The sequence below is a fragment of the Treponema socranskii subsp. buccale genome (assembly GCF_024181585.1).
GTDB lineage: Bacteria > Spirochaetota > Spirochaetia > Treponematales > Treponemataceae > Treponema_D > Treponema_D buccale.
In genome coordinates, this window is the sequence record NZ_CP054258.1 from 190,975 (window position 1) to 211,376 (window position 20,402).

Sequence of the window (20,402 nt, forward strand, 5' to 3'; positions counted from 1 at the left end):
CAAATCGATTGTTGGGGAAAACAATGGCGCAAGGGGATATACTACTGTCGATTATTAAACTGGTGCTGGGCGGCATTTCGGCGTTTTGTGCGATCATGCTGTGGTCGAAAACGCGGGATGCCGCATGGATGTCGCTCGCTGCGGGCGTCGTAACGTCGTATGCGAGTTTCGTGTATGATATGATGACAAAACTCGGCGTCATCCTTCCGAACGCCTTGACCGTCGCCGGCATTCCGCTTCCGACGCTTTTGTTCGCCGTCGTGCCGAGCTGTTTTTTTATCATTTCGTTTATCCTCATGATCAGGCGGAACCGATGACGACCGCTGCCGCGTCTTATTGGCAAAAATTTTTGCAGAAAAGGGGACATAATCCCGTCGGCCGCTGCGCCGGCGAAATGTGTTTTGAAGCGGAGGGATTTTTCGGCGACGAGCTGCTCGCGCTTGTGCTTGCGGGAAAAAAGACTGCATTTTTTTCAAGCTATGCTTCGTATATTATAGATAACGAAGAGCTCCCCGCATCGGGAGAAATGTACGTGGTGCTTGACAGAAGCGGTAGTCCGCGGTGTATTATCGAGCTGACTTCCGTGCGGATCGTTCCGTTTTGTGAAGTGACGCACGAAATGGTGATCGCGGAAGGCGAGGACGAATCGCTTGAAACGTGGCGTGAAAAAGAGAAGGGATATTTGGAAGACGAGGGAGAGATCGTCGGTTTTGCATTTGCCGAAGATATTAAACTTGTTTTTCATGAATTCCGTATTGTCGATTAGATTAAATTATTAATTAATAATTTAAGGAAAGTTACCGAAAACGGAAATTTTGGAAACTTTCGATTATTGTTAGGAGGTATCGGTATGGCAACGACGGAACGGCGTTCGATCGGGTATATGCTTACTCAGATCGCGCTCGGTTTGTATTTTTTCGTGACGGGAATTTGGACGCTGCAGGGCGGCAACGGCAATGAAATTGCAGCGGCGGTAAAATCGGTTACCGGCGGAGACACGGCGAGGATCGTCTGCCTTGTGTTCGGAATCATCGAAGTGCTTGCGGGTCTTTTTTTGCTGCTCCGCATATTCGTGACGTTCAGTTCTCCGATCGACACGATTCTCATGGTCATCATCATGATCGCGTGGATCGCGGCGATCGTGCTGCTCGACTTTATCGGCAGGGGCGCGCTGCCGTCGGGGAGCATCGATTCGGTTTTGCGCTGGCTCAGTACGCTTTCGCGGCACTTGCTCGTGCTCGGCGGGATCGTTATCGTAAAAAATTGAAAACAAAAAAGGGGCTGTCTCAAAAGTCGGTTACTTTTTCGACAGCCCGTCGAGTTTAAAATTAAGTCTTTATATTGTAATGACTTAATTTTAAACGTCGCACATAAAATCAAGGAAGCTGTCCAAAAACTGAAGTTTTTGGACAGCCCCTTTTTTATCCGCGTTCCATTTTGTCGAATCGGCGAATACCGCTGACGACACGCCTGTGTGCGGCACACCGCCTGACAATGCAGACGATGTCCTTATGTACGACCGCCGTCCGGAAACTTCTGCTTTTACCGCGCGTATTCTACGATGCGCGTTTCGCGTATCATCGTGATTCTGATCCTGCCCGGATAGCGCAGATCCGATTCGATTTGTTTTGCGATATTCTGTGCGAGCGGTTTTACTTCTTCATCGCCCACTTTCGCGTTGTCGACGAGGATGCGCAGTTCGCGGCCGGCTTGAATCGCGTACGCTTTTTCTACGCCGGAAAAACGTTCCGCCGTCTGTTCGAGGTTTTCAAGACGCTTGACGTAATTGTCGATCGTTTCTCGCCGGGCTCCCGGACGTGCGGCCGAAATGGCATCCGCGATCTGCACGTACACCGCTTCCGTACTCGTCGGTTCGATGTCGTTGTGGTGAGCCGCGATCGCGTTGATGACGCGGGGATCTTCGCCCATTTTCCGTGCGATTTCCGCACCGATTTCCGCGTGATTTTGATCGCTTTCCGTTTCGGCTCCTTTGCCGATATCGTGGAGCAGCGCCGCGCGTTTTGCAAGTTCGCGGTTTCCGCCGATTTCCGCAGCGAGGGCGGCCGCGATCATCGCCACTTCTTTCGAGTGCGTAAGCACGTTTTGCCCGTAGCTCGTGCGGAAATAAAGCCGTCCGAGCGCTCGCACACCTTCCGTCGGCATATTGTGGATGCCCAAATCGAACAGCGCTTTTTCGCCTTCTTCGTAAATCTTATTTTGCACCTCGTGCGTAACTTTTTGCACGATTTCTTCGATACGCGCGGGGTGAATGCGGCCGTCGGATATGAGCCGTTCGAGCGCAACCTTTGCGATCTCTTTGCGCACCGGATCGAAACATGAAATGACAACCGCTTCCGGCGTATCGTCGATGATGATATCGACACCGGTAAGCGTTTCGAGCGTACGGATATTGCGTCCTTCCCGCCCGATAATACGGCCCTTCATTTCATCGCTCGGAAGCGATACCGTCGTAACGGTAATATCGCTCGTAACTTCCGGCGCAAGGCGTTGAACGATCGTCACAAGCACATCGCGCGCCTTTTTTTCCGCAGTAAGCTGTGCTTCCTGCTCGATTTTATTGAGCAGTGCCTGCGCATCGTGGCGGGCGTCGTTTTCGAGGTTTTTGATGATGAGCTCTTTTGCCTGCTGCTGCGAAAGCCCCGACACGTGTTCGAGACGTTTGCGGTATTCTTCTTCCTGCGTCATAACCGACGCTTCGCGTTTTTTCAGCGATTCGACGCGATCGACGAATTCCTTATCGCGCTTTTCGTAGTCGGCAGCCCGTTGATCGAGGAGCTCCTCTTTTTTATTTACGCGGGCTTCATAGCGCTGTACTTCGGCCCGTCGTTCTCTGTTTTCCCGTTCCTGCTGGTTTCGTTCCCGAATGAGTTCATCTTTTGCATTGAGCAAAATTTCTTTTTTCTGTGCTTCAGCTTCTCGAATTGCATCCTGTTTTACACGTTCAGCTTTTTGTTCTGACGCAGATAGTTGAAATCTGGCATACAGCCATCTAATAATCCATCCAAGAATAATTCCTGCAATCGGGAGAACAATGAATAAAATGATAGTATTCATCTGTGTCTCCTTGCGTGCGTGGTTATAGAATAATTCACCATACATAATAACGTACAATCTTCAAAATGTCAAATCGAAAGCTGTCAAATCGAAAGCGAAAGATTTACGCATATTTATGTGTAAAACGGGAAAATTCGGAGGAGAAAAGGGAAAATTGAAAAGAAGATGGACAAAGGCGATCGGATTTGAACCGACTGCCACAGGATAATCTGCCTCAGCTCGATTTATCCGATCGGGTTTCTTTACTTATTCTATCGTTTATTACTTATTCTATCGTTTATTCGATTTAATCGATCGGTTCGGGAGCTGCGATAACTGCTCGAGGGTTATGCCGTCGAGATACGAATTGATCGTTTTCTCAAGACCCTCCCACAATTTGAGAGTCGCACATATTGACCGTCTGCCGCACTCGTTTGTTTCGGTTTCCAAACATCTCACCGGTGCCAAATCGCCTTCGGTGATGCGCAGTATTTCGCCGACGGTGTATTGATTTTGCGGCCGCGCAAGTTTGTATCCGCCTTGCGGTCCGCGCACGCTTTGCAAAAGTCCGTATTTGCTCAAAAGAGAGGTGATTTGTTCGAGATATTTTATTGAAATAGCCTGCCGCTCCGAAATATCTTTTAACGGGATAAATTCATCCTGATTGTGCTGCGCCAAGTCGATCATAAAGCGGAGCGCATATCTGCCGCGCGTCGATATTTTCATATTTTCCTACCGAAAGACTAGTATATTCGATTGCAGGGATTTTGTAAAGAAAAAAGGATGAAAATCGCAAATTACTTTATTATAGTATTTACATTTTTATAAAAAGTGCTATACTGTGCTCTTCGAAAGTGCCGCAGCGTTTCAACGGTGCTTTGAAAATATTTCATTTTAAAAAGTTATAAAGAGAGAGAATTACAATGCAATCTGACTCGAGCATCGATTTCTTCGACGAAAACGAACGGCGGGTAAATATCGTCGTTGTAAAATTGTACAGTTTATTTACGTTTGCGGGGCCGGTTATGCTCGCCGCGCGGTATTTCAATATCTTTCCGAAAGCGAATTATACATTTTTATTCGCATATACGCTGTATTTTGCCCTTACGAGCCTTTTTTTATTTTTGTTTATACGGCTTGTTCCCTATACGCATCATACGAAATATCTTGCACTCGGTATGCTCGAGACGATCGTTATCTTTCTTTCAATCGTGCCGGGTATATCGGTTTTTATTTTGTACATACTCGTGCCCATATTGAGCTGTATGTATTACAATAAACGCTTTACGTGTCGGGTCATTATCGCCTGTTATATCATGATGATGATATCGCTGTATATCAGAAGCCGCGCGGCACAGCCTTATCCTGCGGGGACGCTCTACGGCATACGCTGGTTTATAACATACGGTACCGGGGCAACGCTCGAATACGTGTTTTGCGTTATCCTTTCGTACAATGTCGTATCGACGGCGCACGCGAGCCTTCAAAAACAGTACCAACAGGATATACGTATCCGTGCCATGCAGACCAAACTCATCGCGGGTTTTGCAAACCTCGTCGAATCGAAAGATTATACGACAGGAGAACACATTAAACGTACGAGTGAATACGTGCGGCGTATCTGTCTGAAGCTGCGAGAACTCGGTTATTATACCGGCGAACTTACCGACGATGTCGTCGACACGATGACAAAAGCCGCGCCGCTCCACGATTTGGGAAAGATAAGCATTCCCGAAGATATCCTTTCGAAGCGGGGGCCGCTGACCGAACAGGAATTCGACATGATACGGAAACATCCGCTGTACGGAGCGAGCTTGATTGAAAAATATCTTTCGGGTATTGAAACGGACGAATACACGGAAACCGCGCGGGCTATGACACTCGGTCATCACGAATGGTGGAACGGCGAAGGTTATCCGCTGCATGTTTCGGGAACCGATATTCCCCTTGCCGCGCGCATTATGGCTGCGGCGGATGTGCTCGATGCGCTGCTGAGTAAACGTCCGTATAAAGAAGCGCTTTCGGTCGACGAAACGATCAGTGCCATTAAACGGCTGTCGGGCAGACAGTTCGATCCGAAAGTCGTCGAGGCGGTGGAAGCGATCCGCGCAAGTCTTGTCGCCTCTTAACGCCGTCCGGCATTATCCGAGTTATTGAATAAAGGTCGTCAATAGTATATTATTATTATATGGTCTGGTCGATAGAAGAGTTTATTGATAAAAAAACCGTCGATGCCCTTTCCGTATTTGTCACATCGAATGATGAAAAAGAGTTTTCTCGCGCAACGGATATCATCGTACAAGCATTCGGTTTTGACAATCAACCGTTTTCGCGAAATAACGCGAACGATGACGCCAAACTGACGGTGAGTTTTAAAAATAATCTTGCATTGCTTATTCAAAAAACGTGGGTTGAAAAAACGGATATCGAATTAAAAGAACGTGTTTTGTATCAGCTTGAACAGTTCCGTTCCGATTCCGCGCAAACGTGGAAAGCTTCTTATGCTCCGTTCCTCGATATCCTCTACAATGCGGTATACCTTATGTTCGGAGAGCAGGTTCATACGGACGATTTCAACGAATATGCGCTGCGTATCGATCCGGAATTCGGCACGTACTGGTGGTACGTCGGCAGCCTGCCGCGAAGCGCCGACTGGCCCGAAATGAAGTGCCGTGATGCGATTTTGCTGGGAATGTACTTTCTTGCAAATTATTAAAATGCGGCCGGGTTCAGCGTGTTCCCGGCTTTTTCTTTTTTGAGGCTGACGATGGATTTAAACAGTGTATGCGCTTCTCTCCGGCGAGGAGCCGAAAAACTTGCCCTGCAAACCGCCGCGCAAAAAAACCGCGCGCTTTTTGCCGTTGCCGACCGCATCGATTCCGGTCGTTCCGCGCTCCTTGCGGCGAACGCGCTCGATGTCCGCCGCGCTGAAAAAGCGGGTATGACGCGCGCTCTTGTCGAACGGCTTTCGCTCGACGATAAAAAAATCGACGATATCATTGCGGGTATGCGCATCGTCATCGCTCAGGAAGATCCCGTGGGCGAAGTCGTCGCCGGCTGGACGACTCCGAACGGTATGCGGATACGGCAAGTGCGCGTTCCCTTCGGCGTCGTGGCGATCATCTACGAATCGCGGCCGAACGTTACCGTGGATGCCTTTTGTCTCGCATACAAAAGCGGCAATGCGATTTTGCTGCGCGGATCGTCTTCCGCACTCGAATCGAATAAAGCGCTCGTTTGTGCGATCAAAGACGGATTGCAAAAAGCGGGCGTTCCCGAAGCGGTCGAACTTTCGGAAAGCGAAAGCCGCGAAGACGTCACGGAGATTTTGCACGCCGTCGGAAAAATCGATGTCGTGATTCCGCGCGGCGGCAAAGCGCTCATACAAAACGTCGTGCAAAACGCGCGCGTGCCCGTCATCGAAACGGGAAGCGGCGTGTGTCACCTCTATGTCGATGAAACGGCGGACGCGGCGACGGCGGCGTCGATTACCGAAAACGCAAAGCTTCAGCGTCCCGGCGCGTGCAATGCGATCGAATGTATTTTGGTCAATAAAAAAATCGCGGTCGATTTTTTACCGCTGCTTGAAAAAAAATTGGCCGGTCGTGCGCAGCTCCGCGCGGACGATGTGTGCTATCCGATTTTGAAAGCCGCATCCGAAAAAGACGAAGCTGCAAAAGGCGGGCTCTACGGGGCGGACTGCGTCGTGCGTGCAAAGGACGAAGACTTCGGATTTGAGTTTCTCGATTACGTGTGCGCCGTCCGCGCCGTCGACTCGGTCGATGAAGCGATCGAATTCATAAACGCACACAACACGAAACATTCCGAATGCATCGTGACGAACGACCTCTCTCATGCCCGCAAATTTCAAGCGCAAGTCGATGCCGCCTGTGTCTACGTCAATGCGTCGACGCGCTTTACCGACGGCGGAGAGTTCGGCTTCGGAGCGGAACTCGGCATAAGTACGCAAAAACTCCATGCGCGCGGGCCTATGGGCATCAAAGCGCTGACGACGACGAAATACGTCATCGACGGCGAAGGACAAATTCGATGAGCGAAACGGAAGCGGTAAACGGAAAAGCGATCGCGGAAATTATTAATCGGTCGCGGAAAATCGTTATCAAAATCGGGAGCAACACGCTTGCGGATGCGACGGGTTTGCCGAACGACGGCTTTATGGAAAACTTCGCGCGTCAATCGAAGACGCTCATAGACTGCGGCAAACAGCTCGTCGTCGTGTCGTCCGGCGCGCAGATCAGCGGGCTTGCGACGATCAAAGAGTGGGCCAGAAAACGGGACGTTCACTACCGACAGGCGCTGTGCGCGATCGGGCAGGTCGAACTCATGGACAGATGGCGGAGCGCGTTCAATAAATACGGTCTGCATATCGGTCAGCTGCTTTTGACAAAGGACGATTTTACGAACGATCACCGCACGCTCAATATACGGAATACGCTTTTTACGCTCGTCGACGAAGGCGTCGTTCCGATCATCAACGAAAACGATTCGGTGTCTTTCGATGAAATCAGGATCGGTGACAACGACAATCTGAGCGCGCTGACGGCGGTTTTGTGGAGCGCGGATCTTTTAATTTTATTCAGCGACATCGACGGCGTTTACACCGATAATCCCAAGACGAACAAAGACGCAAAACTCGTTGCAACGGTAACCGATATCGCATCTCTTCGAAAATCGATTACGATCGGTGCGACGAATTCGTTCGGTACCGGGGGCATCGAAACGAAACTCGAAGCGGCCGAACTTTCGACGTCGTACGGCATCCCGCTCCTTCTTGCAAAGGGTACGGGTACTGCGCTTGAAAATCTTGCGGCGGGAAAGGAATGCGGCACGCTCTTTTTTGCCGATGAAGGAAAATTGTTGCAGGACATCAGGCGGTCTTGAAACGCGCGTTGTTGTCTTTGGAAACCGGCATTGAATACGCGTTTGCGAAAACGGCGGTGCGTACGGCCGGTTGTTGATTATTAATTTTTTTAAAGCGAGACGGATATGGCGGATGCTTTCGATATGAAAAAAATCACGGTAAGCGTTATCGGCTGCGGCGCGATGGGCGGAGCGGTTATCCGCGCGCTGTGCAAAAAAATCGATCCGCAGTCAGTGAAAGTGAGCGCAAAACGTTTCGAACACGCTGAAGCGATCGCGGCGGAAACGAAGTGCACCGCAGTAAAGACGAATACGGAAGCCGCCCGAAAAAGCGATTTTATTTTTATCGCGGTAAAGCCCGCTTACGTTCTTTCCGTGCTTGAAGAGATTTCGGACTCTCTCAAAGGCGATGCGACGGTCGTTTCCATGGCCGCAGGCGTTCCGCTCGAAGCGCTCTCTAAAGCTTCGGGAAAACCCGTTGTGCGTATTATGCCGAATATGCCCGTTTCCGTAGGAGAAGGGATGACCGCCCTTGCAGCTTCAAGCGATGTAAGCGAAGAGAGTGTTGCGGCTATATGCACCATCCTCGAAGCTTCGGGGAAAGTCGAGCGCGTCGATGAAAAACTTATGGACTGCGTAACGGCGGTGAGCGGTTCGGGGCCGGCATACGCGTTCGTGTTTATCGAAGCGCTTGCCGATGCCGCAGTCCGCTCGGGTATGCCGAGAGATGCGGCCTACGTCTATGCGGCGCAGACGGTAAAGGGCGCGGCCGCTGCGGTTCTTGCCGGCGGAAAAAGTCCCGCCGCTCTGAAAGATGCCGTATGCTCTCCCGGCGGCACGACGATCGAAGGGGTCGCCGCTTTGGAAAAAGGCGGCTTTCGGTCGGCGGTATTCGATGCCGTAAAAGCCGCCTGTGAAAAATCCGCCGCTATGAGCAAACGGTAAGACGCCGGCTTGTTTTCGCAAATCGGCCGGGACATCACCGAAAGCGTATTATCGGGTGTTTTGCAAAGTGCTTTCGATACCTTTCAGCTAATCGATTCCACTTCTTCTTTGGTAAGGCCGGTCATCTGCATAATAAAATCAAGTTCACAATTTGCATTTTTCATCAGCCGTGCCGTTTCAAGTGCTTTTTGGTATGCTCCATCGGAAAATCCTTGTTGTATGCCTTGCACAAGACCTTCGCTTCTACCTTCCAATCTGCCCTCTTCCCGCGCGTCCATCTCGAATCCCGACATAAAACGGTATTCCTGCCGTGCCTGTTCGTTGTGTTTTACTGCCTGTATCATCGTTTCTATCCTCTCTGTGTATTCCGTATTCGCCGTTCCGGTTTTGACATACTCTAAAAAGCCTTTGAGTTCCGCGTCTTCGGCTTTGCTAAAGGCTTCCGCATTTATTATAACCTTTTTTGTCCCGTCGCGTAAGGGTGTTTGCCCGTCTTCGATACAAATATTTTCAAACGTGTAAAGGGGCTTGTCGTTCCCGATCGCATCAAACAAGCACACAAAGAGGATATAACTGTCGTTTAATGTTTTGTAGTGAACACCCTTGTCCAAGAATGCGATGTCAAGCGCCGCCTGATAGTATCTCATGCGCTTGGGGATATTGTACTCGTTGCTTACCTGCATCTCAATGTCGTACGATTTCCCCGCCTCGTCTTTTACGAGCAGGTCGAGCCGCACCGATTTTGCTTCAATGCCGGCTGCTACAGCGTTTTGCGGCGACAGGTAGATGATTTTCCCGATTTTATCTGACAAGATCATTTCGAGAAACTCTTTACAAATGCCTTCATCCTGCATAACCTTGCAAAACATAAAGTCATCAGCGATGGTTAAGTCGTCAAAGCTTTTTCTCATACAGGTCTCCCCGCAAAATATTCACTATATATATCGCGGAGATGTTGCGATTTCGGAGTTTTTTGAAGCAATTTTGGAGAAGGAGCTGCGGAACCTCCGTTCGGGGCAGTTACGTTTATTTTCATAAAAAAGCGCGTAATTTATCACTTTATCGGCGATATATAGATCAGCGACTTCCTTGCCGCGCTACCTCAACAATCGAAGGTGCAGCTATGGAATATACTCATAAACCCGTCGAAGAACTTACCTTTACCGACGACTTTATGTTCGGCACGGTCATGAAAAATAAAGTTATATGCAAAGGTGTATTGGAGCGCTTATTGCACATCAAAGTCGGTAAAATCGAATATCCCTCCCTGCAAAAAACGATCACTCCGTTTTACGAAAGCAAGGGCATACGCCTCGACGTCTATGTCTCCGACCCCGATCGCATCTTCGATATCGAAATACAAACGTCGATCCCGCCTTTTCTTCCCAAACGTACGCGCTATTATCAAAGCCTTATGGATGTCGACAATCTCTTGCGGGGACAAAGCTATGCGGAATTAAAAGAGAGTTATGTCATCTTTATCTGTACGCAGGATCCCTTCGGCAAGGGCTTACCCATATACGAGTTTTGCAATATCTAAGGGCTTTCCAAAAGCTTCAGTTTTTGGAAAGCTCCCTTGATGTATTATGCGACGTTTAAAATTAAGTCATAACGATATAAAAACTTAATTTTAAACTCGACGGGCTGTCGAAAAAGTAACCGACTTTTGAAGACAGCCCCTTTTTCTTGATGACAAAAGCGTCAAGGTGTTTTATAATGTCGGTGCCTACGGTAAAGAGCGAGAAGCTGAATTGAGCGCCTTGTTGGAGTATCTTTGCGAGAGGCGGGCGACGAGCGGTTTTACACGGCGGATTAATGCGCTTGTCGAAAAAGCGAAACGGAACGAAAAGTTCAGGAGCTGGTATATGTCGTTAAATATACGGGAAGATGACTTACGCATGGCAGGTGAAAAGATCGGTTTTGAGCGGGGAATACGCAAAGGCAGGGAAGACGGACTCTTACAAGGCCGACGCGACGGTATTGCCGCGGGAGCTTATCAAAAAGCACGAGAGACGGCGAAAATTTTATCGGGTATGCAAATGAGTCTTGAAGCAATAGCAAAAGCGACCGGCCTCTCGGAATCGGAAATCAAAAATTTATAAGAGCTCGCAAATCCGAGCAGTGCGCAGGATTTGTGAGCGTCTCCTATGAGAGAAAAACGCTGTAGGCGTTTTTCAACTCACGACTTAACTAGAGCAAATCCGAGCAGTGCGCAGGATTTGTGAGCGTCTCCTATGAGAGAAAAACGCTGTAGGCGTTTTTCAACTCACGACTTAACTAGAGCAAATCCGAGCAGTGCGCGACTTGCAACGAGCGCGAAGTTCCCCGCGCAGGATTTGCTTGCGTCTCCTATCACACTGCGCGCCGTAAACGTCACTCCGTGTGTCCTCATAAGGAATCGCAGTCGGCTTGTATATCTTTTGTTGCATTCGAAACGATAAAGTATAAAAACCTACGCCCGGCCGGAGCGGTGCCGCAGACAGCCACCGGAGCGAGCGTAAGCGAGCGAGGAGGCCGAGCGTGAGTGAGCCGCGGAGGGCGGGATCTTCCGATACGTGTCGTCCGAAAAAATTAACGATTAATTATGAGCGGTACTAAAGCCGGTTTCGGATCGCGTCGATAAATTCCCACGAGTTGAGCACGCGCTGGGGCGCAGGGGAGGCGAGGCGCGCTATGTCGCCGGTCATCTCTCCGTCTTCGATTGTCGAAAGCGTCGCCCTTTCGAGGCGTCGTGCAAAATCGCTAAGCGCTTCGGTGCCGTCGAGTTCGCCGCGTTTTGCGAGCGCGCCCGTCCATGCGAAGATGAGCGCAACGGGATTCGTCGACGTCTTTTCGCCTTTTAAGTAGCGGTAGTAGTGTTTTTGCACCGTGCCGTGAGAGGCTTCGTATTCGAATGCGCCTGAGGGGCTGACGAGTACGCTTGTCATCATTGCGAGGCTGCCGCACGCGGATGCGATCATATCGCTCATGACGTCTCCGTCGTAATTTTTGCACGCCCACAGCATGCCGCCTTCGCTTTTCATAATGCGAGCGACGGCGTCGTCGATGAGCGTGTAAAAATAAGTGATGCCGGCTTTTTCGAAGCGCGCTTTGTATTCGGCGTCGAATATGCACTGAAAGATTTCTTTGAACGTGCCGTCGTAGGTTTTCGAAATCGTGTCTTTTGCGCCGAACCACACGGGTACGTTTTTGTCGAGCGCGTAGGTAAAACAGCAACGGGCGAAGTTTTCGATGGACGCGTCGAGGTTGTGGATACCTTGGATGATGCCGGCGCTTTTCATGTCCATGATCGTTTTGCGGATCTCTTTGCCGTCCGTTCCCGTAAACACGAGTTCGGCTTTTCCCGCTCCGGGCGTGCGGATTTCACAATTTTTGTATACGTCGCCGTATGCGTGCCGGCCGAGCGCAATCGGTTTTTTCCAACACGAAACGGACGGATTGATATTGTTTACGAAGATGGGTGTGCGGAACACGGTGCCGTCGAGTTCCGCGCGGATGATGCCGTTCGGACTCGGCGTGAGGTGCGAGAGTTTGTATTCTTCCATGCGTGCCGCGTTCGACGTAATCGTCGCGCATTTGACGCCGACGCCGAGCCGCTTGATCGCTTCGGCCGCTTCGTAGGTTATTTTATCGTCGGTTTCGTCGCGCTTTGTTAAACTTAAATCATAGTATTCGGTTTTGAGATCGACGTAAGGAGAAAGCAATTTGTCTTTGACGAGCTGCCATAACACGCGCGTCATTTCGTCTCCGTCGAGTTCTGCGACGGCGTTTTTCATCGGTATTTTGGTCATGGCAATGAGTATAACTTCTTTCGCGCGCATCGTCCAGCTTGCGGTTTGACCTGCGTTCTTTTTGCCGATGTCAGTGTCGGAACGGCGACGCTGCATTTCGGCTGTACTCCATGCGTAGCTTTTGCCGTTTTGCGTTTTGTTGCACTGTTTTGCGCGATTCGCTAAAATGCGGTTATGATAGAAAGAAACCGATGCTTTGCCAATCTCACTGCGGGCTATCTCTTTCCCGAAGTTGCGCGCCGGAGTAAAACTTACGCGGCTTCTCACCCCGATGCGAAGCTCATCAGTTTGAGCATCGGCAATACGACGGAGCCGCTCGAGCCGCATATTTCGAACGCGATGTCGGACTATGCGCGCGCCCTTGCGACTCCCGAAGGTTATTCGGGTTACGGTGACGAACAGGGGCTTTTCGAACTCCGCAAAAAAATCGCCGAAACCTTTTATGAAGGCATTGCGGAAGCCGATGAAGTGTTCATATCCGACGGTGCAAAATGCGATATTGCGCGCATACAGCTTTTGTTCGGACGCGGAGTGCGCGTCGCCGTGCAGGATCCCGCATACCCCGTGTATGTCGACGGATCGGTACTCATCGGTGCGGCGGGCGCACCGCGTAACGGCGCATACGAAGGTATAAGCTATCTTCCATGTACGCCTAAAAATAATTTTTTTCCCGATTTAACAAAAGTGCGCGACAACAGCATCATCTATTTTTGTTCGCCGAACAATCCGACGGGCTACGCGTCCACGAGAGAAGAGCTCGGCCGCCTCGTCGATTTTGCAAATGCTCACGGCTGTATCATCGTATTCGATGCGGCGTACGCGGAGTTTATCCGTACGCCCGGGCTTCCGAAATCGATTTTCGAAATAAGCGGCGCGCGTACCTGTGCGATCGAAATCAATTCGTATTCGAAGCCTGCGGGATTTACCGGCGTCCGGCTCGGCTGGTCGGTCGTGCCGAAAACGCTTTTATATGCCGACGGTACTCCCGTCATCAAAGATTGGTCGCGTGTTATGACCACGCTTTTCAACGGCGCGTCGAATATCGCGCAGAGAGGCGGACTCGCAGCCCTCGATCCCGAAGGCCTTGCCGAAATGAAAAAGACGATCGATTATTATCTTGAAAACGTCCGTGCAATCGGGGAAGCGCTTTCCGGCGATAATTTTGCAAAAGCGGGAGTGCGCGTTTACAGCACCGGAAACTCGCCCTATCTTTGGGTACATTTTCCGAAATACACGAGCTGGGAAATCTTCGATAAAATTCTTGACGAATGCCGCGTCGTAACGACACCCGGTTCGGGGTTCGGAGAAGCGGGTGAAGGATTTTTGCGCTTCAGCTCTTTCGGTCATCACGAAGCCGTAAACGAAGCGTGTGCACGGCTTTCGGGATTGAAGTTGTAAAATTAATAATTCAATAAGTCGAATGTCGATTTTCGAACGCATTTTAAAATAAGAGTACGCTTTCGGTAAAATTTTCGTTCGCCGGCTCGGGCCGTTTGCCGCACGGTAAAGCGAGCGGCGGTGTTTCGCGCTTACAGCTGCATTTTGTAGCCGAAGCTGCACTCGAATGCGGCGGCGGGAGAATTTTTTATTAAGTCGGAAATGCGGATTTGTATCATGGAACGGTATTCTCCGCTTCCGATTTTTGCCGAGGCATACGGAGTGACGGCGATCGTCGGCAGAGCGGAAAAAAGTCCGGCAAAATTCGACATATCGATATAGGTTTTATCCTTAAATGAAAGCGTATTGTGGATGCCGAACTCGAACCTTTGTGCGCCGAGATATACCGAAGCGTTGCAAAGCGTAACATTAAAACCGAGCGTATCGCGGATAAAAAGCAGTTCGCTTACGGTGTCGGAAGGAAGGCTGAACGCGGCGAACATCGCCTGATACGGCGACAAGCGCATACGGAATTCCGCGAGCAGGTAGATGCTTGAGATATCGAACGAAAAAGTGTCCGAACCTCGTCTGAGCGGCAAGTCGTATACGCCCGCCTGCATAAAAAGTCCGAGCGGCGTATAATTGTTTCCGACAAGCATGGTAATGCCTGCGTGCGCGTACAGAGAGTCGATGAGGAGAAGCACGTCTTCTCCCGCGCCGTTTTTGTTTTTCATCGGCGAATTGACGCCCGCGGCCGCATCGAGGATAAAATACTGATAGGCACACGCGAAACGCACATCGGCGTTCAATACGAAATTATTGTCGGGATTTTCACGGTTGACGTAGAGGTAACCGCCCGCCGCTACGGGCGCATCCGAAAAGCGTACGATATCGGAAACGCCGATGCCGAACAGCGGGCACACGATCGAGCCGGACAGCCCGAGCCAGCTTTCGGTGATTTTCGAAGAGATCGCTTCTATGCCGAACTGCCGCCGCAAAAACAAATCCGATCCGATCGGTTCGTAAGTACCGGCGAAAGCGCTGAAAAAATTCGTACCGCCGTAAAACTGTCTGCGGTAAATGAGGGACAGTTCGTCGATTTTGAAATAGGCGGGCGTTTTATTAAAAATCGTATTGTCGATGATATCGTCGGTGCGGAGCGAAAATTCCGCGCGCGCGATGAGGTTGTTCGCCAAATTGAATTGGCCTGCAAAAAACGACTGCAGTTTGAGCTGCATGTCGAAAGAACCGCTTGCATCCGCAAATCCGAGGTCGGCTTTGATTCCCGTATAACCTGAAAAAAATCCCGCAGCGAATCCGCGATGAGCGAGTACGGCGGATAATGCGTATATGATAAAAAGCGTTTTCCTTCGGTTCACGACGGTACTCCTGAAAAAAACCGTATAGGGAACTTCTAAAAACTGCAGTTTTTAGAGGTAACTTTGAAAATACTATCGTTATAGTATCGGCAAAAAGAACGAATAACTGTATCGGACAAAGGGCGTAAAAATGAATGAAATTTTCCGTTTAGCGCTTGAATTATCTTGGTTTCCGTATATAATAACGGTATGAGCGATTATCTTGATCCCAACAATGAAGAGCTGTTGAAAGATTTTTTTGCCGAAGCCGAGCAGCAGGTGGATAATCTCGAAAGCAATGTGTTGGTCATAGAAAACGATCCGACGAATCACGAAGCGATCGACGAAATCTTCCGCGCGGCACACACGCTGAAAGGCGGATCGGCAACGGTCGAAATGAACGAAATTGCGTCGTTTACGCATTCGATCGAAGACATGCTCGACGAAATCCGCTCCGACAAATTAAAAGTTACCGAACCCGTCATCGATGTGCTTCTCAATTCCATCGACGTTATCAAAGCGATGCTCGAAGCGCGCACAAACGGTTCCGTGTACTCGAAAAATATCGACGATCTTATCAATACGATCCATTCATATAGTTCAGGAAAAGGCGGAAAAGCTTCTGCCGTAAAATCCGCTTCGAAAACCGCCGCCTCGAAAAAGGCGCCGCCGAAAGCGGAATCTCCGACGCCCGCCGTATCCGCGGATGCGGGTTTTGTGCGTCCCGAACTTTCGGAAGGCGAATTCCTCGAACTCAAAGAAGCGTGTCAGGGCAATCAGTCACTGTGGTGTGTCGCCGTAAAATTCGACGAAAGCAATCCGATGAACAGCGTCGGCGGTATTCAAGTGTTCGCCGTGCTCAAATCGCTCGGCAGCGTTTTGAAAACGGTGCCCGATTTCGATGCGCTTTACGAAGACACGTTTTATGAAAACGTTTATTATTATATCGCGACGGCGGAAACGCAGGAAAAGATCGAAGATACTGCATTTCTTAATGACGTGACGCTTGCTACCGATGCGCAGCGCATCGACTCGTTTGACGGTGCGGACGATGAAGCGAAAATCGCCGAAGATGCCGCGTCCGTTTCCGGCGAAAATGGCGCGGACGAAGAGACGGTTCCTTCCTCGCAGTCCGCCGCCTCACAGACGGCTGCTTCGGCTCCGGCACATACGGCGCCGACGGGTTCCATACTGCGCGTGGATTCCCGCCGTATCGATTATTTATTAAATCTCGTCAGCGAAACCGTTATCACAAAGGCGGCGTTCAATCAACTTTCCATGCAGCTTGTCAATTCGTTTCTCATGTTTCAAGGCATGGAAGCGAATTACAAAGAAAAAATGCGGCAGCTTTTTGAAATGCTTCCGCAGTATCTCGAGAGAATCGAAAGCGGCACTCCGGTCAATGACGTAAAAGCTGAAATCATGAGCGACTACGGAGACCTGTCGAATCTCTTCGACGCGTACGTTTCCGAAGTCAAAAGTGCGACCGATAAATTCCGTTCGTCGACCCAGAACCTCGGACGTATTTCGAGCGAACTGCAGGAAGGCGTCATGAAAATCCGCATGGTTCCGATCAGCCAGATTTTCAGCCGCTTTCCCCGCGTCGTGCGCGACTTGCAGCGTGATCTTAACAAAAAAATCGATCTCAAAATCGAAGGCGAAGATACCGAACTCGATAAATCCGTCGTCGAAGATCTGCTCGATCCGATCATGCACTGTGTGCGCAATTCCGTCGATCACGGCATCGAATCCCCCGGTGATCGCAAAAAGGCGGGCAAACGCGAAACGGGTACGGTGCTTTTGAAAGCGTCGAACGAAGGCAATATGATCATCATCGAAATATCGGACGACGGCGGCGGTATCGATGTGCAGCGCGTCCGCCAAAAAGCGGTTCAAAAAGGTCTCATCCATCCCGATAAAATTTTGACGGATCAGGAAGCGTTCAATCTCATCTTCGAACCGGGATTTTCGACGTCGGATAAAATCACGAATATTTCCGGACGCGGCGTCGGACTTGACGTCGTCAAAACGATGATCGAAAAATTGAACGGCACGGTATTCGTTTCTTCGGTAAAAGGACGCGGTACAACCTTTACGATCAAACTGCCGCTGACGCTTGCGATTATACAGGGTCTGCTCGTCAGAGTCGGAAGCGAAGTGTATTCCATTCCGATTGCGAGCGTCATTGAAAGCCAGCGCATCAAGCTGAGCGAAATAAATACGATCGACAACTACGAAGTGCTCAACGTGCGCAACGAAGTTATCAGCATTTTGCGCTTTTCACGCCTGTTCAATATCCGCGAAACCGACGAGGATAACGACGGTTATTGTTTTATCGTCATCGTCGGTTCTCAGGAAAAGAAAATCGGTATTATGGTTGACGGACTTATCGGCGAAGAAGACGTCGTTATCAAACCGCTTCGCGACCGGTTTACGAATTCGCCCGGCATTGCCGGTGCGTCCATTCTCGGTGACGGTTCGGTATCGCTGATTATCGACGTAAGCCAGCTGCTTGAACTCGGCGTGCGTAAAGAGATAAACGCTCAGCAGGCGATCGGTGCGAATAGGTGAGTGAGGTTCCGATGGAAGAAAAGACAATACAGGATCGGTTGAAAAACGCTTTTGCCGTGGCGGAAGCTGCGGTCGTCAACACGCGCGGCAATCTGTCCGTCGTCGATTTCAGAATGGTATCGTTTTCGCTTTCCGGAAAAGATTACGGCGTAGATATCATGCATGTCAAAGAGATCGCGAAGGCGGGGCAGTTTACGTATGTTCCGAATACGCTTCCGTTCGTGCTCGGTGTGTACAATCTCCGCGGCGATATCATTCCGATTATCGACTTACGCCTCTTTTTCAATATCCCCATACCGGAGCGCACCGACAAAAAAAACAAGCTTGAAAGCTTGCTCATCCTTTCCGTCGGCGAGCAGACTTTCGGTGTCGTCGTCGATAAAATCGATAAAGTTCTCGGCGTGCAAAAAAGCAAAATTCAGCCGCCGCATCCTCTGTTCGGCGATATCAATATCAAATATATTGCAGGTATCGTCGAAGCGGATAAGCGCCTCTACATTTTGCTCGACGTCGCGCGTATTTTCAATACACGTGTCGGCGAAGAAGAAAAAGGCCGTGCCTATACCAAACAGGTTTTCCATACTTCCGCATCCGATGCTGCGCCGCAGGTGCCGGTTTCAGCCCGTAAAAATGCCGCAGACGCGATGGATGAACGAGCCGCCGCCGCTGCGAAACCGTCCGCTTCGCAAACGCAGAGCAGCACGCCCGATACGTCGGCTCAGGATTTGAAATTCATTATCGAAAGCTTAAAGACGTATCGAAAATTTACGGTGACGCCGCTCAACGAACAGTGGGTGAACGCGCGTTTCGACTCATGGAAAGAAGAGCGCGGCAAGGGCAAATCACAGCTGCAAAACGAAAACGACGCCGACCTTTTTTTGTCGCTGTTTTGGTCGCCGTGTACGGGCACGTGGTGGACGAAAGCTTATGCCGACTCCGTATACAAAGTCCTGCCCGACAACACTGCAAAGCAGATCTGCGTGTGGAATCCCGGCTGCGGTAAGGGGATGGAAACTTATTCCCTTGCGTGCATACTGCGGAAAAAATATCCCGGAGCGCGGCTTCGAATTTATGCGCAGGATATCGATTTGCTCAGCGTTTCGAATGCACCGCTTATGTCCGTGCCGGATGCCGCCGCGTCCGATTGGTACGCGCCCTTTTTGACCAAAAAAGTAAACGGTGAATACACATTTACACAAGACGTAAAAGATAGTATTATGTTCGAGTACCACGATTGTCAGCATACGAATCAGCTTCCCGCAATCGATATTATCTTTGCGCGTGACGTTTTGTCGCTTTTGCCGCAGAGCGGACAGGAAGCGGTTATTACCGACTTCGACGAAAAGCTCAAAGCAAACGGTATCATCGTTGTGGGCGAAAACGAAACGCTTCCGGCCGGAGCCGGTTTTATTGAAAAGACAATAGGTGCACTGAAAGTGTACACAAAAAATAAATAAAGGGGATTTGAATGAGAGTAGAGTATATTAACCCGTTCGTTGAAACTTCTTACAGCGTTTTGAAAGAAGTGCTCGGGGGAGCCGATGTAAAGCGCGGCGATCTGTATCTCAAATCGACGGCCATGCCGATGATGGGGGTTGCCGCACTGGTAGGTCTCGCCGGCGATGTTGAAGGACGCGTCCTGTACGATATGACGATCGAAACGGCGCTGAGTATCGCTTCGAAAATGAACGGCGAAACGCTTCCCGAATTCGATGATTTGGCAAAAGCGACGATCAGCGAACTTGCGAATTTGATTACGGCACAGGCGGTTACCAAATTGCAGGAACTCGGATTTAAATTCGATTTGACGCCTCCGGCGCTTTTTGTCGGTCAGAAGATGGAAATCGCGGCTCTCAGCAGCGCTCACACGGAAAACGTCGAAGCGCTTATCGTCCCGCTTATTTCCGAATGCGGTAAAATCGAAGTCAATGTGGCAATACGTGAACGTACATAAACGGCAGGAGTGTAGAATATGAAGACAAAACAGGATTTCCCGACAATTAACGATCGGCCGCAGGAAGGGCTGAAAGCCGACGGATCGAAGATCCGCGTATTGGTTGTGGACGATTCAATGTTCGTTGCAAAGCAGCTCGGTCAGATTCTCTCAAGCGAAGGTTACGAGATTATCGCGACGGCTGCCGACGGTAAAGAAGGTGTGGACAAATACAAAGAACTTTGCCCGAATGTCGATCTCGTAACGATGGATATCACTATGCCGCGCATGGACGGTATCACCGCGCTCGAACAGATTATGACGTTCGACAAAAACGCGCGCGTCGTTATGGTCAGTGCGCTCGGCAAAGAAGAATTGGTAAAAAAATCTTTGCTGCTCGGTGCAAAAAACTACATCATCAAACCGCTTGACCGCAAAAAGGTTTTGGAGCGCATTTCTTCAAGCATGAAATAAAGTGCCGCGATGCGGGCT

The 20,402-nt window shown here is 50.1% G+C and carries 20 protein-coding genes; 15 read left to right on the plus strand and 5 right to left on the minus strand.

Features of this window, described 5'->3' with window-relative positions; genetic code table 11:
- Positions 1 to 23: 23 nt before the first annotated feature.
- The 3 genes from HRI97_RS00925 to HRI97_RS00935 all read left to right on the plus strand — a co-directional run bounded on the left by HRI97_RS00925 (position 24) and on the right by HRI97_RS00935 (position 1,267).
- Positions 24 to 317 carry a hypothetical protein gene (locus tag HRI97_RS00925; RefSeq protein ID WP_180487580.1) on the plus strand — a complete coding sequence of 98 codons (294 nt, stop codon included), beginning with the start codon at positions 24 to 26 and terminating at the stop codon, positions 315 to 317.
- On the plus strand, positions 314 to 766 hold the full coding sequence (locus HRI97_RS00930; protein WP_253726072.1) for an ASCH domain-containing protein: 453 nt from the start codon (positions 314 to 316) through the stop codon (positions 764 to 766). Before HRI97_RS00925 ends, HRI97_RS00930 begins: the two co-directional genes overlap by 4 nt.
- An 84-nt stretch (positions 767 to 850) precedes the next feature.
- Complete coding sequence (locus HRI97_RS00935; RefSeq protein WP_253726073.1) at positions 851 to 1,267, plus strand: hypothetical protein; 417 nt, start codon at positions 851 to 853, stop codon at positions 1,265 to 1,267.
- 275 nt (positions 1,268 to 1,542) lie between these two features.
- Here the strand turns inward: HRI97_RS00935 and rny are convergent, their stop codons facing one another.
- A complete protein-coding gene (gene rny, locus HRI97_RS00940) occupies positions 1,543 to 3,075 on the minus strand; it encodes a ribonuclease Y (RefSeq protein WP_180487583.1) in 1,533 nt (510 codons plus the stop codon).
- A gap of 270 nt (positions 3,076 to 3,345) precedes the next feature.
- Complete coding sequence (locus HRI97_RS00945) at positions 3,346 to 3,780, minus strand: RrF2 family transcriptional regulator (protein WP_253726075.1); 435 nt, start codon at positions 3,778 to 3,780, stop codon at positions 3,346 to 3,348.
- Between the two features lie 197 nt (positions 3,781 to 3,977).
- On the opposite strand from HRI97_RS00945, the gene HRI97_RS00950 reads away from it, so the two are divergent.
- The 5 genes from HRI97_RS00950 to proC all read left to right on the plus strand — a co-directional run bounded on the left by HRI97_RS00950 (position 3,978) and on the right by proC (position 8,880).
- Complete coding sequence (locus HRI97_RS00950; protein ID WP_253726077.1) at positions 3,978 to 5,183, plus strand: HD domain-containing phosphohydrolase; 1,206 nt, start codon at positions 3,978 to 3,980, stop codon at positions 5,181 to 5,183.
- Positions 5,184 to 5,242: 59 nt separating this feature from the next.
- Positions 5,243 to 5,770, plus strand: a complete 528-nt coding sequence (locus HRI97_RS00955; protein WP_253726079.1) for a hypothetical protein — start codon at positions 5,243 to 5,245, stop codon at positions 5,768 to 5,770.
- Between the two features lie 51 nt (positions 5,771 to 5,821).
- Positions 5,822 to 7,108 carry a glutamate-5-semialdehyde dehydrogenase gene (locus HRI97_RS00960; protein ID WP_253726080.1) on the plus strand — a complete coding sequence of 429 codons (1,287 nt, stop codon included), beginning with the start codon at positions 5,822 to 5,824 and terminating at the stop codon, positions 7,106 to 7,108.
- Positions 7,105 to 7,956, plus strand: a complete 852-nt coding sequence (gene proB / locus HRI97_RS00965; RefSeq protein ID WP_253726081.1) for a glutamate 5-kinase — start codon at positions 7,105 to 7,107, stop codon at positions 7,954 to 7,956. The genes HRI97_RS00960 and proB overlap by 4 nt, the downstream gene beginning before the upstream one ends.
- Before the next feature lie 105 nt (positions 7,957 to 8,061).
- Complete coding sequence (gene proC / locus HRI97_RS00970) at positions 8,062 to 8,880, plus strand: pyrroline-5-carboxylate reductase (protein WP_253726083.1); 819 nt, start codon at positions 8,062 to 8,064, stop codon at positions 8,878 to 8,880.
- Between the two features lie 83 nt (positions 8,881 to 8,963).
- On the opposite strand, the gene HRI97_RS00975 is transcribed toward proC, so the two are convergent.
- The gene (locus tag HRI97_RS00975; RefSeq protein ID WP_253726085.1) at positions 8,964 to 9,791 is read right to left on the minus strand and encodes an Rpn family recombination-promoting nuclease/putative transposase; all 828 of its coding nucleotides are present in this window, start codon (positions 9,789 to 9,791) and stop codon (positions 8,964 to 8,966) included.
- Between the two features lie 212 nt (positions 9,792 to 10,003).
- Here HRI97_RS00975 and HRI97_RS00980 point away from each other — a divergent pair, with 212 nt between their 5' ends.
- Both HRI97_RS00980 and HRI97_RS00985 read left to right on the plus strand, forming a co-directional pair.
- Positions 10,004 to 10,420 carry an Rpn family recombination-promoting nuclease/putative transposase gene (locus HRI97_RS00980; protein WP_253726086.1) on the plus strand — a complete coding sequence of 139 codons (417 nt, stop codon included), beginning with the start codon at positions 10,004 to 10,006 and terminating at the stop codon, positions 10,418 to 10,420.
- Between the two features lie 325 nt (positions 10,421 to 10,745).
- A complete protein-coding gene (locus tag HRI97_RS00985; RefSeq protein WP_253726087.1) occupies positions 10,746 to 10,982 on the plus strand; it encodes a hypothetical protein in 237 nt (78 codons plus the stop codon).
- A 492-nt stretch (positions 10,983 to 11,474) separates the two neighbouring features.
- Here HRI97_RS00985 and HRI97_RS00990 read toward each other — a convergent pair whose 3' ends face one another.
- Entirely contained in the window at positions 11,475 to 12,671 is a 1,197-nt protein-coding gene (locus HRI97_RS00990; RefSeq protein ID WP_253727336.1) for an NADP-dependent isocitrate dehydrogenase, read from the minus strand.
- Positions 12,672 to 12,845: 174 nt separating this feature from the next.
- Here HRI97_RS00990 and HRI97_RS00995 point away from each other — a divergent pair, with 174 nt between their 5' ends.
- A complete protein-coding gene (locus tag HRI97_RS00995; RefSeq protein WP_253726089.1) occupies positions 12,846 to 14,069 on the plus strand; it encodes an LL-diaminopimelate aminotransferase in 1,224 nt (407 codons plus the stop codon).
- Between the two features lie 131 nt (positions 14,070 to 14,200).
- Here HRI97_RS00995 and HRI97_RS01000 read toward each other — a convergent pair whose 3' ends face one another.
- Positions 14,201 to 15,427: a hypothetical protein gene (locus HRI97_RS01000; RefSeq protein WP_253726091.1), complete on the minus strand. Its 1,227-nt coding sequence runs from the start codon at positions 15,425 to 15,427 to the stop codon at positions 14,201 to 14,203.
- A gap of 189 nt (positions 15,428 to 15,616) precedes the next feature.
- Here HRI97_RS01000 and HRI97_RS01005 point away from each other — a divergent pair, with 189 nt between their 5' ends.
- From HRI97_RS01005 to HRI97_RS01020, 4 genes are read left to right on the plus strand one after another with little or no spacing between them, the layout of a single operon-like run.
- The gene (locus tag HRI97_RS01005; RefSeq protein WP_253726093.1) at positions 15,617 to 17,977 is read left to right on the plus strand and encodes a chemotaxis protein CheA; all 2,361 of its coding nucleotides are present in this window, start codon (positions 15,617 to 15,619) and stop codon (positions 17,975 to 17,977) included.
- An 11-nt stretch (positions 17,978 to 17,988) separates the two neighbouring features.
- Complete coding sequence (locus HRI97_RS01010; protein ID WP_253726095.1) at positions 17,989 to 19,434, plus strand: CheR family methyltransferase; 1,446 nt, start codon at positions 17,989 to 17,991, stop codon at positions 19,432 to 19,434.
- Between the two features lie 11 nt (positions 19,435 to 19,445).
- Entirely contained in the window at positions 19,446 to 19,931 is a 486-nt protein-coding gene (locus HRI97_RS01015) for a chemotaxis protein CheX (RefSeq protein ID WP_180487286.1), read from the plus strand.
- A gap of 18 nt (positions 19,932 to 19,949) precedes the next feature.
- On the plus strand, positions 19,950 to 20,384 hold the full coding sequence (locus tag HRI97_RS01020) for a response regulator (RefSeq protein WP_016521067.1): 435 nt from the start codon (positions 19,950 to 19,952) through the stop codon (positions 20,382 to 20,384).
- The last annotated feature ends 18 nt before the right edge of the window (positions 20,385 to 20,402 follow it).

What these genes read in the sequence shown, in the direction of transcription:
- HRI97_RS00925 (WP_180487580.1), top strand. Translation starts at nt 24, where the DNA reads ATGGCGCAAGGGGATATACTACTGTCGATTATTAAACTGGTGCTGGGC.
- HRI97_RS00930 (WP_253726072.1), top strand. Translation starts at nt 314, where the DNA reads ATGACGACCGCTGCCGCGTCTTATTGGCAAAAATTTTTGCAGAAAAGG.
- HRI97_RS00935 (WP_253726073.1), top strand. Translation starts at nt 851, where the DNA reads ATGGCAACGACGGAACGGCGTTCGATCGGGTATATGCTTACTCAGATC.
- rny (WP_180487583.1), bottom strand. Translation starts at nt 3,075, where the DNA reads ATGAATACTATCATTTTATTCATTGTTCTCCCGATTGCAGGAATTATT.
- HRI97_RS00945 (WP_253726075.1), bottom strand. Translation starts at nt 3,780, where the DNA reads ATGAAAATATCGACGCGCGGCAGATATGCGCTCCGCTTTATGATCGAC.
- HRI97_RS00950 (WP_253726077.1), top strand. Translation starts at nt 3,978, where the DNA reads ATGCAATCTGACTCGAGCATCGATTTCTTCGACGAAAACGAACGGCGG.
- HRI97_RS00955 (WP_253726079.1), top strand. Translation starts at nt 5,243, where the DNA reads ATGGTCTGGTCGATAGAAGAGTTTATTGATAAAAAAACCGTCGATGCC.
- HRI97_RS00960 (WP_253726080.1), top strand. Translation starts at nt 5,822, where the DNA reads ATGGATTTAAACAGTGTATGCGCTTCTCTCCGGCGAGGAGCCGAAAAA.
- proB (WP_253726081.1), top strand. Translation starts at nt 7,105, where the DNA reads ATGAGCGAAACGGAAGCGGTAAACGGAAAAGCGATCGCGGAAATTATT.
- proC (WP_253726083.1), top strand. Translation starts at nt 8,062, where the DNA reads ATGGCGGATGCTTTCGATATGAAAAAAATCACGGTAAGCGTTATCGGC.
- HRI97_RS00975 (WP_253726085.1), bottom strand. Translation starts at nt 9,791, where the DNA reads ATGAGAAAAAGCTTTGACGACTTAACCATCGCTGATGACTTTATGTTT.
- HRI97_RS00980 (WP_253726086.1), top strand. Translation starts at nt 10,004, where the DNA reads ATGGAATATACTCATAAACCCGTCGAAGAACTTACCTTTACCGACGAC.
- HRI97_RS00985 (WP_253726087.1), top strand. Translation starts at nt 10,746, where the DNA reads ATGTCGTTAAATATACGGGAAGATGACTTACGCATGGCAGGTGAAAAG.
- HRI97_RS00990 (WP_253727336.1), bottom strand. Translation starts at nt 12,671, where the DNA reads ATGACCAAAATACCGATGAAAAACGCCGTCGCAGAACTCGACGGAGAC.
- HRI97_RS00995 (WP_253726089.1), top strand. Translation starts at nt 12,846, where the DNA reads ATGATAGAAAGAAACCGATGCTTTGCCAATCTCACTGCGGGCTATCTC.
- HRI97_RS01005 (WP_253726093.1), top strand. Translation starts at nt 15,617, where the DNA reads ATGAGCGATTATCTTGATCCCAACAATGAAGAGCTGTTGAAAGATTTT.
- HRI97_RS01010 (WP_253726095.1), top strand. Translation starts at nt 17,989, where the DNA reads ATGGAAGAAAAGACAATACAGGATCGGTTGAAAAACGCTTTTGCCGTG.
- HRI97_RS01015 (WP_180487286.1), top strand. Translation starts at nt 19,446, where the DNA reads ATGAGAGTAGAGTATATTAACCCGTTCGTTGAAACTTCTTACAGCGTT.
- HRI97_RS01020 (WP_016521067.1), top strand. Translation starts at nt 19,950, where the DNA reads ATGAAGACAAAACAGGATTTCCCGACAATTAACGATCGGCCGCAGGAA.